This window comes from Pirellulales bacterium, assembly GCA_035533075.1.
In the GTDB taxonomy this organism is placed as follows: domain Bacteria; phylum Planctomycetota; class Planctomycetia; order Pirellulales; family JAICIG01; genus DASSFG01.
Genome location: DATLUO010000045.1, coordinates 51,382 through 66,781, shown reverse-complemented (window position 1 = coordinate 66,781; position 15,400 = coordinate 51,382). Strand labels below are relative to the sequence as shown.

16 protein-coding genes and 1 rRNA gene are annotated in these 15,400 nt (G+C 62.5%); 3 read left to right on the top strand and 14 right to left on the bottom strand.

The genetic code is table 11. The features are described 5' to 3' along the window. The 12 genes from VNH11_05785 to VNH11_05730 all read right to left on the bottom strand — a co-directional run. Positions 1-560 (bottom strand): 23S ribosomal RNA (locus VNH11_05785); the annotation flags it as partial. A 951-nt stretch (positions 561-1,511) separates the two neighbouring features. Further along, entirely contained in the window at positions 1,512-1,970 is a 459-nt protein-coding gene (gene tadA / locus VNH11_05780) for a tRNA adenosine(34) deaminase TadA (GenBank protein HVA45880.1), read from the bottom strand. Positions 1,971-1,979: 9 nt separating this feature from the next. Continuing rightward, positions 1,980-3,173: a bifunctional glutamate N-acetyltransferase/amino-acid acetyltransferase ArgJ gene (gene argJ / locus VNH11_05775; protein ID HVA45879.1), complete on the bottom strand. Its 1,194-nt coding sequence runs from the start codon at positions 3,171-3,173 to the stop codon at positions 1,980-1,982. A gap of 5 nt (positions 3,174-3,178) precedes the next feature. Further along, positions 3,179-4,192: an N-acetyl-gamma-glutamyl-phosphate reductase gene (gene argC, locus VNH11_05770; protein HVA45878.1), complete on the bottom strand. Its 1,014-nt coding sequence runs from the start codon at positions 4,190-4,192 to the stop codon at positions 3,179-3,181. Between the two features lie 4 nt (positions 4,193-4,196). Next, a complete protein-coding gene (locus tag VNH11_05765; GenBank protein HVA45877.1) occupies positions 4,197-4,532 on the bottom strand; it encodes a hypothetical protein in 336 nt (111 codons plus the stop codon). Further along, positions 4,496-4,888 carry a hypothetical protein gene (locus tag VNH11_05760; protein HVA45876.1) on the bottom strand — a complete coding sequence of 131 codons (393 nt, stop codon included), beginning with the start codon at positions 4,886-4,888 and terminating at the stop codon, positions 4,496-4,498. Before VNH11_05760 ends, VNH11_05765 begins: the two co-directional genes overlap by 37 nt. 178 nt (positions 4,889-5,066) lie before the next feature. After that, on the bottom strand, positions 5,067-6,983 hold the full coding sequence (dxs, locus tag VNH11_05755) for a 1-deoxy-D-xylulose-5-phosphate synthase (GenBank protein ID HVA45875.1): 1,917 nt from the start codon (positions 6,981-6,983) through the stop codon (positions 5,067-5,069). Beyond that, positions 6,983-7,915, bottom strand: a complete 933-nt coding sequence (locus VNH11_05750; protein HVA45874.1) for a farnesyl diphosphate synthase — start codon at positions 7,913-7,915, stop codon at positions 6,983-6,985. The genes dxs and VNH11_05750 overlap by 1 nt, the downstream gene beginning before the upstream one ends. A gap of 41 nt (positions 7,916-7,956) precedes the next feature. Beyond that, positions 7,957-8,361 (bottom strand): exodeoxyribonuclease VII small subunit, encoded by a 405-nt coding sequence (gene xseB / locus VNH11_05745; GenBank protein HVA45873.1) that lies wholly within the window; start codon positions 8,359-8,361, stop codon positions 7,957-7,959. Positions 8,362-8,587: 226 nt separating this feature from the next. Continuing rightward, the gene (locus VNH11_05740) at positions 8,588-8,800 is read right to left on the bottom strand and encodes a hypothetical protein (protein HVA45872.1); all 213 of its coding nucleotides are present in this window, start codon (positions 8,798-8,800) and stop codon (positions 8,588-8,590) included. Beyond that, entirely contained in the window at positions 8,797-9,387 is a 591-nt protein-coding gene (locus VNH11_05735; protein ID HVA45871.1) for a DUF6677 family protein, read from the bottom strand. Before VNH11_05735 ends, VNH11_05740 begins: the two co-directional genes overlap by 4 nt. 85 nt (positions 9,388-9,472) lie before the next feature. Then, positions 9,473-9,721, bottom strand: a complete 249-nt coding sequence (locus VNH11_05730; GenBank protein HVA45870.1) for a hypothetical protein — start codon at positions 9,719-9,721, stop codon at positions 9,473-9,475. A gap of 139 nt (positions 9,722-9,860) precedes the next feature. On the opposite strand from VNH11_05730, the gene VNH11_05725 reads away from it, so the two are divergent. Further along, positions 9,861-11,234: a PQQ-binding-like beta-propeller repeat protein gene (locus tag VNH11_05725; protein ID HVA45869.1), complete on the top strand. Its 1,374-nt coding sequence runs from the start codon at positions 9,861-9,863 to the stop codon at positions 11,232-11,234. Here VNH11_05725 and mutY read toward each other — a convergent pair. After that, a complete protein-coding gene (gene mutY / locus VNH11_05720) occupies positions 11,231-12,337 on the bottom strand; it encodes an A/G-specific adenine glycosylase (GenBank protein ID HVA45868.1) in 1,107 nt (368 codons plus the stop codon). The two genes, VNH11_05725 and mutY, sit on opposite strands and share 4 nt — an antisense overlap. Positions 12,338-12,466: 129 nt before the next feature. On the opposite strand from mutY, the gene VNH11_05715 reads away from it, so the two are divergent. Together VNH11_05715 and VNH11_05710 are read left to right on the top strand one after the other, a co-directional pair. Continuing rightward, on the top strand, positions 12,467-13,033 hold the full coding sequence (locus tag VNH11_05715) for a hypothetical protein (protein ID HVA45867.1): 567 nt from the start codon (positions 12,467-12,469) through the stop codon (positions 13,031-13,033). Between the two features lie 395 nt (positions 13,034-13,428). Continuing rightward, complete coding sequence (locus VNH11_05710) at positions 13,429-14,535, top strand: hypothetical protein (GenBank protein HVA45866.1); 1,107 nt, start codon at positions 13,429-13,431, stop codon at positions 14,533-14,535. Between the two features lie 258 nt (positions 14,536-14,793). On the opposite strand, the gene VNH11_05705 is transcribed toward VNH11_05710, so the two are convergent. Further along, positions 14,794-15,237, bottom strand: a complete 444-nt coding sequence (locus tag VNH11_05705) for a hypothetical protein (protein HVA45865.1) — start codon at positions 15,235-15,237, stop codon at positions 14,794-14,796. Positions 15,238-15,400: the final 163 nt, after the last annotated feature.

The following is a 15,400-nucleotide window of genomic DNA, read 5'->3' as shown; positions in this document are numbered from 1 at the left end:
GCTCCGACCGCTTGTAGGCACATGGTTTCAGGTTCAGTAACCTCCCCTAGCCGGGGTTCTTCCCATCTTTCAGTCGCCCTACTGAGTTTGCTATCGGTCGTCAGAGAGTATTTAGCCTTACGGGATGGTCCCCGTAGATTCAGTCGAGATTCCACGTGGCTCGACCTACTCAGGTACTCCTCGAGAGGTGATACTGCTTTCGCGTACGGGACTGTCACCCGCTATGGTGCAACTTTCCAGAAGCTTCTGCTAGCAGACCACTTTGTAACTCTCATGTGAGGAGCCCTACAACCCCGCGGAGGAAAACCACCGCGGTTTGGGCTATTTCCCGTTCGCTCGCCGCTACTGAGGAAATCGAGTTTTCTTTCTTTTCCAGCGGTTACTGAGATGTTTCAGTTCACCGCGTTGGCGACGCGCACCTATGAATTCAGTGCGCGTTGGTTCAGGAATTTCGGGATCAACGCTTGTTTGACAGCTCCCCCGAACTTTTCGCAGTCTTCCACGCCCTTCTAAGCCTTCTGACGCCAAGACATCCCCCATGTGCCCTTAGTAGCTTGACCACATTTATCCACAGCTCTTCGCCACCGCCTTTGCACATGCAAAGAAAAACAGAGAAGAACGGTTGATGCGTGGCCGCTACGTCGATCGTCCTGGGAATTTGCCGCTTCGCAGAGCACAAGCGAAGACGCCTATGCCATGCTGGCGGCGACGGACGATCGAGTAACGTATTTGATCCTCGGTTGTTGCTTCCCGACAAACCGGCCGCCGAAGCGAACCGCTTGCCGAGAAACCCACCGTGTACTAAGTGCCGTGAGAACCAGCCGAACAGCGATTTTGGACTTTCGTCCCGCCTGCCTGTTGACCATTGGGCCGTTGACCGTCAAGTCTTCGGACAGGCGCACGCCGCGCGGCTGCTTCTATTATTAGATGCCACTCGTTACCACAACCAAATTGTCAAAGATCACGCTGAACCACCTTGCGGCGGCCAGTTTTCCCAAATCAAGTGGGAAACCACAACTCTATCATTCTTGCACCGGTTGGTAAAGGGGCCTTTTCAAAAAAGTCCTTCGCCAAAACAGCCACCCAAACCGAACGACAAAACGAGCACGCCGGCCTTGTCGTCAGGGGCCACACGTCCTCACTTGCAGTCAGACCATCTACGTCCGACGGGTGCAGACGACGCGTGTCAGATCGGCGGCTTCAAACCGCTCTCATGCCGGTGGTGAATTCATCGGCAGAGAAGAAAGTTTATCGGCAATCGGCCGCGAGTCAAGCACTGAACCGGACAATAATTTTGACCGCGCGCCGTGCGGGCCGGACGCGGCCCAGCCCCGCGAATCATCCCTCGCTGAAAGCTATTGATGCGCCACACGTTGCGACGAATGTGCCACGGGCCGTAGGGGTGGGGCCAGCTCGCTCTTCTGGCGCTCAGCCTTCCGTCCATCGCACGCTGATCCCATCAAACAGGACACTACCGGCACGCTCACGCGTGCCTCTCGCCTGGCCCCACCCTACTTTTTTCCCAGTGCCCGCTTGTGCTTGAAGAACTCCGTCAACACCGCGCCGCACTGCTCCGCCAGCACGCCGCTGACGGTCTGGCAGCGATGATTCAGCCGCGGATCGGCCAAAAGCTGATAGAGCGTATGGACGGCGCCCGCCTTGGGATCGGCCGCGCCGTAGACCACCCACGGAATGCGGGCCTGGATAATCGCCCCCGCACACATCGGGCAGGGCTCCAGCGTCGCGTACAGAATGCAGTCGTCGAGCCGCCAACTCTCGAGCGACTGGGCCGCTTGCGTAATGGCGATCATCTCGGCGTGGGCCGTCGGATCGCGCAACTGCTCGCGCTGGTTGTGGGCCGCCGCGATCACGCGCTCGTCATGCACAATCACCGCTCCGATCGGCACCTCGTCTTCTTCGAAGGCACGCTGGGCCTCTTGCAAAGCGAGACGCATGAAGTGGTTGTGCATGGGAGGGTTCTACGTGTGATAATCCGCGTTCAACCGCACATATTCGGCTGTCAGGTCGGTGGTCCAGAAGCGAACGGCCGACGTGCCTTCGCTGAAGTCGAGCAGAATCCTCGTTTCATATTGGTCGCGAATCGACTTCGAGACGCGGTCGGCGTCAAAGGCGACCGGCGCGCCGGCCCGGTAGAGCATCGTTCCGTTTACGTGCAGCGTGATGCCCGCCGGGTTGAAGGCGATGCCCGCGTACCCCGCGGCGGAAACGATACGGCCCCAATTGGGGTCCGCCCCGGCGATGGCCGTCTTGACCAACGGGCTTTCGGCAACGGTTTTGGCAATCCGGTGCGCGGCCTCGCGCGTGGCACAGCCGCGCACGTCGATGGTCACGAGGTGCGTGGCCCCCTCGCCGTCCGACGGTATCGCACGGGCCAGTTCGCCGCAGACCTCGTCGAGGGCCTCCCGGAAGCGGGCAATGTCGCTGCCTGCGAGCGGTGCCGTGCCAGCGGCGCCGTTGGCCAACAAAAGCACCGTGTCGTTGGTGCTCGTATGCCCATCGACGCTGATGCAGTTGAAGCTCGTTTCGACGGCCGCCGACAGCGCCTGCTGGGCGACCTCCGGTTCCAATGCCGCATCGGTGAGTATCAAGCTCAGCATGGTCGCCATCCGCGGACCAATCATGGCCGCCCCTTTGGCCAGCCCGGTGATCTGCACCGCTCGGTCCGCCACGTACAGCGTTCGGCCCGCCAGCTTGGGTCGCGTGTCGGTGGTCATCATCCCGCGAGCGGCGGCGACCAACGACGCTTCGTCGGACGCGAGCCGTCCGGCGGCTGCGGCGATGCCGGCGGAGATTTTTTCCATCGGCAAGAACTCGCCGATGACGCCGGTCGAAAGAACGAGCGCCTGTTCGCCCGTGGTGCCGCAGGTGGCGGAGGCAAGCTCGGCCATTCGGGCGGCATCGGCGTCACCTCGCGCGCCCGTGCAAGCGTTGGCGTTGCCGGAATTGACCACCGCCGCCCGAATGTTTCGGCTGGGTGTGCGTGCCCGATCGAGCTTGACCGGCGCGGCAAAAACCAGGTTTTGGGTATACACGCCGGCGGCCGTCGCCGGCCGGTCGGACACGATCAGTGCCAGATCGAGCGCCTCGGCGTTGCGCTTGATGCCGGCGTAGACGCCCGCCAGCCGAAAACCTTGAGGAACGACAAACGTCATCGCATTTACACCAGCGCCGTCGTTTCGGGGAAGCCGAACATGAGGTTGAAATTCTGCACGGCGGCGCCCGATGCGCCCTTGATCAGATTGTCGAGGCAACTGATCGTGACGATCCGCCCCCGCACCACGCGGGCGGTGATGTCGCAATAGTTGGTTCCCGCGCTGTCTTTGCTGCCCGGCAAATGCTCGACCACGCGAACGAACGGCTCGTGAGCATAAAACTCCCGTAGCGTATCGAGCACCCGCTCCTCGCCGATCTTGCCCCGTGGCGTCGAATAGGTGGTGGTCAAGATGCCGCGGTCCATCGGAACGAGGTGCGGAGTGAAGATGATCTCAACGTTCTCGCCGCCCGCCGTCGAAAGCACCTGCTCGATCTCGGGCGTGTGCCGATGTCGGCCGACGTTGTAGGCCGACACGCTTTCGTTGCACTCGGGAAAGAGCGTGGTGAGTTTCGGCGTGCGGCCCGCGCCCGACACGCCGCTCTTGGAATCGACGATGATGTCGTCCGTCTCGATCAACCGCAGTTTCACCAGCGGCGCCAACGCCAGGATGGCCGACGTCGGATAGCAGCCCGGATTCGCGATGAGCTGGGCCGAGGGGATCTGCTGGCGAAACAGTTCGGGCAATCCATAAACGGCGGTCGCCAGGCGTTCGGGATCGGCATGCTTTTCGCCATACCACTGGTGATAGAGCTCCGCGCTGCGCAGCCGGTAGTCGGCGCTGAGGTCGATGACTCGGCAGCGGTGCGTGGCAAGAAGTTGCGGCACGAGCGAGGCGGTGACGCCGTGGGGCAGGCAGCTAAAGACGCATTCCGCCCGGCCGGCGACGGCCACTGGCCCCAGGTCTTCCAGGCGCAGCTCGGTGCGGCCCGTGAGCGCGGGATGGACGTTGGCCAGCGGGGGATTTCCCTCCTGCCGGCTGGTGACGGTGGTGATCTCGGCTTCGGGGTGTCTCAACAGGAGCTTGACGAGCTCCAACGCCGAGTAGCCTGTGGCACCGAGGATGGCAATGCGAACCATGTTTCTACCCCTTATCTTTGGGTAGCCGGGACTGAATCTCTTCGTCGCGCAGGATGATGTCTATGTATTGGTCGATCGACATCTCGCAGCTTGCGAATTCGGCGCCCTGTTGTCTCGTGAGATGAATCTGCTCGGGAATGTAGTTGTGCCGAGCATTGCGGTTGCTCCCGCGCTGAATTCCGAATCGCCCAACCAGGACGTTCCTGTAGCGGATGCTGACAATGTCGTGGGGGCCTTTTTGCCGAACCTCTAGTTGAAGGCATTGTTTGTTTGGGTCAAGCGGCGGGTTGCCGAGTTTCGTCGCTATTCGTTGGGCATCGTCTTTAGTGAGGTTCGGCATACGCACTCCGCCAGAACGCGCCGCTGGTGCCTCATTTTTTCGCTGAGGGCCATCGTCGGCTCGTCCTCGTCCATCAAGAAGAAGTCCGCGATAAGGTGTTGCAGATTATATAGCGCCTCTTGCGGGCTTCCACCGCCGGTGCTGATATTCGCATCCATGAAACTGGCAGTGAAGTCGTCGCCGTCCGGGAAGATCGTTACGGGTATTGGTTTGCGAAGCGAAATCTCTTGATTTCCAAGCGCCACGATGAAGGTCGTAAAGACGCGGGTGGAAGGATCGGCGGCAAACGCGGGCCCCTTACTGAGATCGGCAAATGCCGACACGGCTGCTTCGATTCCCTGGACGGGCGATTCCATGTTCTGTGTCATCTAAAAAAGCCTTCGACGTCGATGCAAATCCGCTTAGGCATCATTCCTGCCGCATATAATTATGTTGCAGAACCGGAGCAATCAGGTCAAGTAGGCGTAGCATTAGCGACCTGGCTGGTCTGCCTCGCCGGATCGACGCAAGGGAGGACGCTTACGCCACGTGGGCTTACACCACTTGCCGGCGCACGGTCTCGCGTGGCTCAAGGCGGGCGGCCAATTCGCGTGCCGCCTTGACCAGGCCCGGCACGTCGAGGCCCAGGTCGGCCAGCAGTTCGCCGCGCTCGGCGTGCTCGATGAAACGATCGGGAATGCCCAACCGCCGCACGTGGGCCGTCGATAAACCCGCGTCGGTGGCCGCTTCGACCACAGCACTGCCGAAGCCTCCCATCAAGCAGCCCTCTTCGACGGTGAGCACGAAGGAGCACGATTCGATGGCCCGAAAAATCGTTTCGGTGTCGAGCGGCTTGGCAAAGCGAGCGTTGACGACGCCCACGTCGAGTCCTTCGCCGCGCAGGATCTCGGCCGCTTTGACGCAGGCGCCCATCTGTGCGCCGAACGCGACGAACATGCCGTCGTGCCCCCACTCGATCACCTCGGCACGCCCCAATTCGATCGGCGCCAGCGGACGGTCGAGCTTTTCGGACGTCGCCTTGGGATAGCGGACCGCGACGGGCGAATCGTGCGAGAGCGCGAAGTCGAGCATCGGCGGCAGGTCGTACTCGTCGCCGGGCGACATCACCACCATGTTCGGAAACACCCGCATGTAGGCGATGTCGAAGGCGCCGTGGTGCGTCGGACCGTCGGGGCCGGTGAGGCCCGCCCGGTCGAGCGTGAACGTGACCGGCAGCTTTTGCAGGGCGACTTCCTGGAAAATCTGATCGTAGCTGCGCTGCAGGAACGTGCTGTAAATATCGACGATGGGACGCAGGCCCGACTTCGCCTGGCCGGCCGCGAAGGCCACCGCGTGCGATTCGCAGATGCCGGTATCGAAAAAGCGGTCGGGGAAGCTTTCCCGCACGCGCTCCAGGTTGTTCCCCTGGCACATGGCGGCCGTCAGCACGGTGACGCGCGGGTTCTGCGAAAGCTGGTCGTAAATGGCCTCGCTGGCCACGTGGGTGTACGAACGCGAGGAGCTTTTCTTGAACGACACCGAGCCGTTCTGATCGCGCTGAAACGGAACCGGCGTGTGGAAAAACACGGGATCTTCGGCGGCGGGCTGAAAGCCGTGTCCCTTCTCCGTCACCACGTGCAACAGCACCGGACCCTCGACCTCTTTCAACATCCGCAGATACTTGCAGAGTTGGCCGATGTTGTGGCCGTCGACCGGCCCGACGTAGCGCAGGCCCAGCTCTTCGAACAACATGCCGCCGTGCAGGCCGGCCTTGATCGACTCCTTGGCCTGCCACAGCAATCGCTCGACCGGATCGCCCAGCAGCGGCACCTTGTTCAGCGCCTTGACCACTTCTTGTTTGAGTCCGGTGTAGAGCGGGTTCATCCGCAGCCGGTCGAGATACTGCGCCACCCCGCCGACCCGCGGGCAGATCGACATCTTGTTGTCGTTGAGGATGACGGTGATTTTTTTCCTCATGCCGCCGGCGTTATTGAGCGCCTCGAACACCATGCCCGAAGGCAAGGCACCGTCGCCGATCACCGCCACGGCGTGCCGATCGGCCTCACCCGGTATCAGGTCGTCGCCGCTTTTCAGTCCCAGGATAGTCGACACGCTGGCGCCGGCGTGGCCGGTCATGAACAGGTCATAATCGCTTTCTTGAGGATTGGGGTAGCCCATCAGGCCGCCTTTGGTGCGGATGGTGCCGAACTCGTGATAGCGGCCGGTGATGAGCTTGTGCGGGTAGATTTGGTGCCCCGTATCCCAGATCAGGCGGTCGCGGCTGAAATCGAACGTCTTGTGCAGTGCCAGGCAAAGCTCGATCACGCCCAGGTTCGAGGCGAAGTGGGCGGTGCGGTTGGTCACGAGATTGCACATGGCCTCGCGCATTTCGCCGGCAAGCTGTTCCAATTCGGCCACCGACAGCGGCTGCAAGTCGCGCGGCGACTCGATTTTTGAGAGCCATTGGTCCATCATCGATCTCGCTCCACGACGTAGTGTGCCAGCGAGGCCAGCGGTCCGGCCGGCGGCCCCAGCGGTGCGAGCATCTCGCACGCTTCGGCGACCAAACGTCTAGCACGCCGCGCGCTTTCGTCAATTCCTAATAATCCAGGAAACGTCAACTTGCCTCGGTCTGCATCCTTGCCAACTCTTTTGCCCGCCGCTTCTTCATTTCCCTGGACGTCAAGCAGATCATCCGCGATCTGAAAGGCCAGCCCCAGGCGACGACCATATTCGATCAACAAGTCTATTTGCCTCGGCCTGGCGGCCGCCGTCAAGCCCCCAAGACGCAACGCAGCCAGAAAAATGGCCCCCGTCTTGCGATCGTGAATCGATTCTAACGCCGACAAAAGCTTTTCGGGCGAAGCCGGCTGCTGCGAACTGGCCTGCGCGTGCCCCTTCTCCCCGATAATGTCGTCAGCCTGACCACCCACCAGGGCCGATGCCCCCGAGGCCTCGCCCAAGGCGGCGCAGCAAGCCGCCGCGACCTGCGGCGGTTGCACGTCGCGGGCGACAATCTCAAAGGCCCGCGTCAGCAGCGAATCGCCGGCCAGGATGGCCATCGCTTCACCAAACACCTTGTGGTTCGTCGGCCGGCCGCGACGCAGGTCGTCGTCGTCCATGGCCGGCAAATCATCGTGGATTAGGGAATAGCAGTGGATCATTTCAACGGCACAGGCGGTGGGCATCGCGTTGCTAATGCTTCCACCGCAGGCTTCGGCCGCCATTAACACCATGAGCGGCCGCAATCGCTTGCCGGGGGCCAGTAAACTATAACGGACCGACTCGGCGAGCTGGGCCGGACAGCCGGACGCAAAATGGGTATAGCGGTCGAGTGCTTCCTCGATCTGAGGGCGCAATTCACTGGCCGCTTGCTCGAACGAACGCAGGAGAGTCGTTGCCATAGCCCAAAGCCTCGCCCGAAATTGAAAAACAACGGAGGATTCTAAAACAGGCTGCCTGGCTCGTCTACGCGAACTTGGGGCAATTCCGCGGTTTCGGCGCGTTCGCGCACGGGGGCTTGGCCCTCGGGCCTGGTACGGCGGCGGCCACGGCTCTGCGACTTTTCGTCCAACGAGACGGCGCCGTCGTCGCTGAACGGCTCCGTAATGGGGCTTCCCGCGGCATCCACGCCACTGAGCAGCTCGATCCGCCGTTCGGCGCGCTCCAGCAAGCCGTAGCATTGCTTCAATAGCCCGATGCCTTTTTCATAGTGGTCGAGCGCTTCGGCCAGGCCGATTTCGCCCTCTTCGAGTTGGTGGACGATGTGCTCCAATTGTTCCAGCGCCTGCTCGAAGCTGGGTGGACAGGGCTCGCTGCTGAGGGCCGTTATGTCAGGAAGTGGTTCCATGAGCATCTAGGATAGCGGCTTTGAGCGCGTCCGTAAGGTGGTGGCTGGGGCAGAGCGTGGCCAGAGAGCGGCTGGCACCCCTCGATCGCGTGGCGGCCAAGCGATGCCCCGGTGCGTCCAACCGGGGCCTCGCTTGGCCGCTGAGATGAACGAAGTGCCAGCCCCAGCTTGGCCAAGCTCTGCCCCAGCCACCTCTCGAAGCATCCGTCAGGACCACGTGCCCGCCCTAGAGCAGCGAGGAGACGGTAAACAGGATGGCGAAGCCGATCAGCATGAAGCCGCTGATCCAGGCCGCCATGCGAACGGCGCCGACCGCGATCGGCCGCGGCAGCTCGTGCCGCGTGGCGGAATAAACCAGACTCACCACCACGATCAACGGCAGAGCGAACCACAGGTCGTGAATCCGCGTCGCCAAGAGCAAAGGAGCCAGCGAAATCATGACTTCGCCTCCTTCTCGAAATCGCCGTCGGATGCGTCGTCTTCCCTCTTTGCCGGCGTGGCATACGCGGGGCCTCCCCAGGCGTCGTAAATCGCCAAGATATTGAGCAGCCCGGCAATCATCGTAAAGACCGTGCCCAGTTCCCAGTAGTGGTTGAGACGCTTGTGCAAGCGGTCGAGCTCGTCTTGTCCGCTGTGCGCGTCCGACACGCTGGGCGGCGCCATGAAATTCCGGTCATTGAACAGCGGCACCTGGATCGGCGTTTGCCGCTTGGCCTGGATCAGCGCCGGCAGCGCCGGCAGCCCGACGCCGACTTGGCAGAGATACGGCAGGCGGCGGTCGTTGTCGCGCCACGAGGCATACACCACCCGCCCCTCGCCCAGGTAGAGACCGTAGATGAACGTTCCCAGGATGCAGACGAAAAACAGCACGGCTTTGTGCGTTCTTCCCTGGTACCAATGGCCCAGCCCTGGCAGAAGCCATGCCAGGAACGCCGCAAACACCGGGTCTTTCAAATCGATTTCGATCCGCTCCTCCGCGACTTGTTCGGGCAGTGGGTGAGTTGACGGATCGGTTTTGGCAGTCATCGGTTTTGTCCTGGCCCCGAAGAGCGTCGCGGAGAAGAAGCGGCCCTTGTTATTCTATGCAAGCTTGTGCCCGATGCCATAGCAGTCACTCTTCGTCGACATCCCGCTCGCCGCCGGCACGCATCAGTGCGTCGATTCCCAGCACGACGGTGAGCGCGGCGAGATCCAAGGTCCACAATAATCCCAGACCGATCGCGACGCCGTTCAAAACCCTGGCCATGCCCAGGTCTTGCAGGCCATTAAACAAGAACGCCGTGGCCGCGACCAGCGTAATGGCAATCGGCAGCAGTATCGCGCCGGCGACCAGTATGGTGAGGCACGCTTTGGGAAGCACAATGGGAGTCGCCGCAAACTGGGAAGTTGATCAGGTTGCCTAAAGCATACAGATTGCCGATTTTCCGAAGAGAGGGGCACGGTGTCAATGGCATCCCACTCGCATTGAAAAACGCCCGCCAGTCGTGTCGAATTGAGCCATGAAAGCTCGTTTCGCTTTGATCGCTTCTGCCTTGCCTCTGCTGCTGTGCTTCGATGCCGCGGCACAACCCGCACCTGCCTGGCCACGCTGGCGCGGATCGACGGGCCAAGGCATTGCCACCGGTGCGAAATTGCCCGACAAGTGGCCGGCCGAGTTGAAGCCGCTTTGGACGGCCTCGCTGGGCAGCGGATGGTCGTCGCCGGTAGTGGCCGATGACCGCGTTTTTGTCACCGACCGGCAGGACGGCAGCGAACGCGTGCTCGCCTTCGACGCGAAAACCGGCGAGCAACTCTGGATGCATAGCGATCCGATCGATTTCGATCCGCACCCCGTGGGTGCCCGGCACGGCAACGGGCCGAAGAGCACGCCGGCGGTTGCCGCCGGCAAGGTCTACAGCCTGGGCATCGCCGGCCGATTGCAATGTTTGCGGGCCGACAACGGCCAGCGGCTTTGGGAAGTCAACTTTCCTGCCCGCTTCGGCGCCCGGCAGCCGCTGCCGCGAGGCCGTGCCTATGTGTACGGCACGGAGTCGGTGATCGTGCCGGTCGGGGAGGGGCAAGGCGCGCCGGTGCCTCTGTTCGGCTACACCGGCTCGCTATTGGTGACCGAGGGTCTCGTGATTTCGTCGGTGGGCGGCAGCAAGTCGGGCACGATCATGGCCTTCGACGCCAAGACCGGAAAAGAAGCCTGGCGCGCGCTCGACGACGAGGTGTCGTATTCATCGCCCGTGGCTGCCCGCCTGGCCGGGAGAGAACAAGTGGTTGTCATGACCGGCCCCGAAGTCGTTGGGCTGGAACTTGCGACCGGCCGAAAGCTTTGGAGCAGTCCGTTTCAGATTCAATACAACGAAAGCATCAGCACTCCCGCGGTCGCCGATCCCTACGTGGTCGTGAACGGCGATGGCCGGCCACTGACGGCGCTGAAGATCACCCCGCGCGGCGATCGCTGCGCGATGGCCGTGGCCTGGGAGAACCGCGATTTGAGCAGTTATCTTTCGTCCGCGGTCGTCGCCGGTGGTCACGTGTATGGCATGAACGACGGTGGCGAGTTCGGCTGCGTGCGGCTCGCCGACGGCAAGATGGCCTGGCTCGTGGGTGGCACTGCCCTCTGGGGCAATGAGCGCGCGGCCTACTATTGCACGCCGCTATTCGTCGGACCACGGTTGCTGGCGCTCGATGAACGCGGAAGGCTGTCGATTCTTTCCGCAACGCCCAGGCCGCCACCCCCGCTGAGCATCATACGCCTGAGCGATCGCGAGGCGTGGAGCTCGCCGGCACTGGTCGGAAGCCGGTTGTATGTTCGGGCACGCGAACAACTCATGGCGTTCGCATTGAAAGATGAGAGAGAGATGAGGGACCCGGCCCTGCCCTAGCTTGACATGGTTTCTCTGAGGTTGAGCAAATCGGCGGCCTTCCGTCCCGTAGTGCTGAGCGGATATCGGGCGAGCTCGTCAGAATGGACCCAGCGGCAACGGTTGCCCAGCCGGCGCGGTTTGGCGGCACAATCGGCCAGGTAGCAGTCGAGCGTGATTCGGAACCGCGTCACGCCGTGCTTGATCGTGGTGAGCCGCTCGCCCAGCTCGGCGACGATGCCGGTCGTGGCAGTCAATTTAGCGGCAAGATCCGCGGCAAGGTCGCCGTTGACAGCGTCGATGGTAAAGCGCGGGAAATCCCACAGGCCGGCCCAGCGTTCGTCCGCCTGCCGCTGACGCAACAACACCTGACTGCCACGCCGGACCACGACCAGTGCCTCGCGGACCGCCTCGAACCGCGGTTTCGCTTTGGCTACAGGGATGACGCCTTGCAGCGACCGAGCCTCAGTCGGGCAAAGTCGCTTGACCGGGCACTCGCCGCAGGCCGGATTCCGCGGCGTGCAAACCAGGCTGCCCAGCTCCATCAGGGCCTGGTTGAACGTCCCCGACCCGCGCCGCGGCAGAAGCTCTTCCGCGAACTTCCACAGCAGCGACTCTCCTTCTTTCTTCCGGGGATCGCCGCGATAAGCGAGCAACCGGCTGAGCAGGCGGATCGTATTGGCTTCGAGAATCGGCTGCCGGGCATCAAAGGCAATAGAGAGGATGGCGCCCGCCGTGTAACGCCCGATGCCGGGCAAGCCGCGCACGGCGTGGGGATCGGCGGGAAAGCGGCCGCCGTGCTCGCCGACGATGATGCCCGCCGCACGATGAAGCTGGCGTGCGCGGCGGTAATACCCCAGGCCCTCCCAGAGCCGCAACACCCGGTGCTCGTCCGCGGCTGCCAAAGCGTCGATGGTGGGGAATTCGGCCAGGAACCGCGAGAAGTAGCCAGCCACGGTCGCCACTTGCGTCTGCTGCAACATGATCTCGCTGACCCAGACGCGATAAGGATCGCTCGTCTGCCGCCACTCAAGATCACGGGCGTGGAGCGCGTACCAGCCGAGGAGCTTGCGGCGGAACTGCCGCTTCCAGGCTGCGGTAGGCCACTGGCAACGAGTTTTCATTTTCCGCACATAGGGGGCGTTAAGTGTAAGGTGGGGCAAGCGAGCTTACGGCGATCTCGTTCCGCCAAACGCTGCCAATGTAGCCTCCTTTGGGCGCGCGGGCGAGGGGCCTACGCTATAATCGGCAAGATGCGCGAGCGGAAAGAAAAGCAGGGTAAGCCGAAACGAGGCGGCGAAGACGAGGAGATCGGTTTCCGACGTCGCCCGACCACGCTGCGCGTGCGGCGGAAGCCGGGCGAAAACGACTGGGAGCTGGTGCATCCTCGCTGTGCATTGGAACGTACTGAAGACCTGGAAGAAGTACAGCTCATGCTCGACGCGGGTGAAAGCGACATCGCCGTCGACGAGCTGCGTTGGCTCTTGAACGGCTGCGGCGACTTTGTGGCCGCGCATCGCATGCTGGGAGAACTGGCCCTGGCCGAACGCGACTTTCGGCTGGCCCGCGGCCATTTCGGCTACGCATTCGAGATCGTGCTCTCGGCCTTTCCGCCGGGCGGCCTTGCCGGTCGGCTCCCTTACCGCTTCGCGGCCAATCAGCCCTTTCTCGAATCGGCCAAGGGGCTTGCCCTCTGCCTGCACGAGCTCGGCAAACGCAAGCTTGCCCGACGCGTGCTCGAGCAACTGCTGAAATGCGATCCCAGCGATCCGCTGACCGTAAGGTCTTGGCAAGAGGCGTGGGCAGGGAAGGATGAGTAATGACGAATGACGAATGAGGCATGACTTTCCCGACCGTGCGTTGTGGTATGGCTGTGCGTAGCGGCCCAGCGCGCTGTCGCGAAGCTGCGACAGGGCGAGACGCCCTTACTCATCATCCCGCCTCCGCGGCCTTTGTTTCTCGCTCTGCTCATCCCTCATCCCTCGTCGCGTGTCCCGCTGCTAAACTGGCGAATCTGTGCGGGGCACGGAGGCCACCTCTTTGCATAAATTTCAAAAAAACGAACGCGACTTGCCGCAGTTGCGTAAGAATTGTCAAGCCGGGCGGTGTTCATGTATAGCGGAAAGCGATCGTTGCTCGCGACTCCGCACGCCCGGCACGTGGTTTGCAAATCCGTCAGAGGTCACTTTTCCATTGCAGAAAGAAGAGGCCGTCGATGAGAAACCTTTGCTCACTCGCACGCCAGTCGTCGTCGGCACACATTCTCGCGTCGTTGCTGATGCTCGTTTTTCCTCTCGCTTCCTCAACCCTCGCAAACCAACCAAAGGTCGGCTTCGACCTCGGTTACGCGGTGGAGTGCCACGATGTCACGCCGCAGGCGTTTGCCATGCTGCACCCCGACGAGAAAGTCGTCGAAGCCAATCTGCGCGTTTCCGTGCGCATGGAAAAAGGCGACGAAAAGGACGTCGAGCAATTGCAGTTCGAGATCACCAGCCCCGGCGGGCGGTTGCGGGTCATCGACTTTCTGCCCCGCACACAAGTCGAAGCCGAGGCCGCCGATCCCATCGAAGTCGTCAAGACGAGCGAAACCATCCGCTCGCTCGGCGCTACCATCGGCACCTCGCTTTCGGTGGCCAGCGGCAACGCGAACGGGCAGGGCGCGACGTTCACGTCGGCGTTTCCGGCCGGCAACGCCAACGCCACACACCGCAACGAACTGAAAGAGACGACCAAGAAGATTCCGCCCGGCAAGGTCGTGGTGGCCAGCGGCACGCTGGGCAACGAGCACGGTTTGTTCTTCAAGCTGCGCCGGACGGCCGCCGGCACGTTCGAGGGCATCAAGCCGTTCTCGTTCCGCTTCGTGGTGCCGAGCGATTGGCGCGGCGATTGGCTGCTGCTCTCTTGCCAGGCCCGAGGAACCGTGAAGCGTTATTTCTTCAAATCGAGCGAGGAGATCGGCGCGGCGAAAGCGTTTCTGGCGTTGCACGTGGCCGGCGACGCAGTGGCTGAGCGGGCCGCGCTGGAGATGGCCGAAGCCCAGCAACAATACCTGGCGGCCAAGTCGTCCAAGGACCGTTACGACCTGATCGACGCCGTGGCGACGGAAGCCCAGCAGTTACGGTTGGCCGACTCAAGAAGCGCCAACGGCGGCAAAACAGCCGTCACCTGCCTGAAACCGGTGACCTCCGGCGTGTTCTGGTTCGCCGAAAAGCCGCCCGCCTGCGAGGCCTGCAACCGGCTGAAGCAGTCGCTGGAGCGAGTGGCCCGCTTTTCAGCGGTTCCCACGCGGTACGCCCACGCGGTCAGCATCGGCGAAGACTAGTAGTCATCCGTCGGTCTCGGCATCTTGGGTATACAAGCGGGGCCAAGGAGGCGATTTAGTTCATCGGTCGCAGTCGAGTTGCTGCCAGGCATAAAAGAAATCGGCCAGCTCCGAGTAGTGGACGTTGTCGAAGAAGGGCGGGTCGGTGACGACCAGGTCGATGCTGCCGTCGGCCAGGCCCGTGCCGCTGGAGGTGCCGCAAGAGAGATAGATGCCGCGGTCGATCAGGCGGCCGTTTATTCCTTCACCTCCCTCACCTCACCTCTCCCGGAGGGAGAGGGACTGGGGCCACGCTGGTTCGATGGTTTCGGAGAACGGCGGCGAGCAGACGCGGCGGCTGGCCCCGTCGAGGGTCAGCTCCGTGGGGTCGCGGCGATAGTCGATGGCTCGCAGCAGGCGGCTGCGGAAAAGGTTCGAGAACGAGCCAGAACTTTTGAGAGTGCCCCAGAGGTTGGCCTCGATCGGCATCCGTTCGGGCTTGAGAATGTGGTGCGAAAACATGTGCCGCACCGCGCCCGTCCCCTCGCCTTTGTAGGAGGCAAAAAGGTTGTTGAACTCCAACACGCCCGAAAACAAGGTCGAGAGCGCCCGCCGCTGCGACTCGTCGGCCGCGTAGCGGCGCTGGGATTTAGCCGTGGGTGCAAACCCACGGTAACATTCGGCGAGTGCCAACAAAGCCGCGTAGCGGCGACAGAGGTTCACGCGCGACTTCTGCCGCCGCTACGCGGCTCCGCGGAGGGATTTACAAAGTTTTCCGTGGGCTCGCGCCCATGGCTAAACTCTGTGGCCGCTACGCGGCCGGGTGCCAAAATCGCGACATGAAAACCGGCGCTTCCGGTTGGTGTCGGCAGCGAGGGGCTGGTCC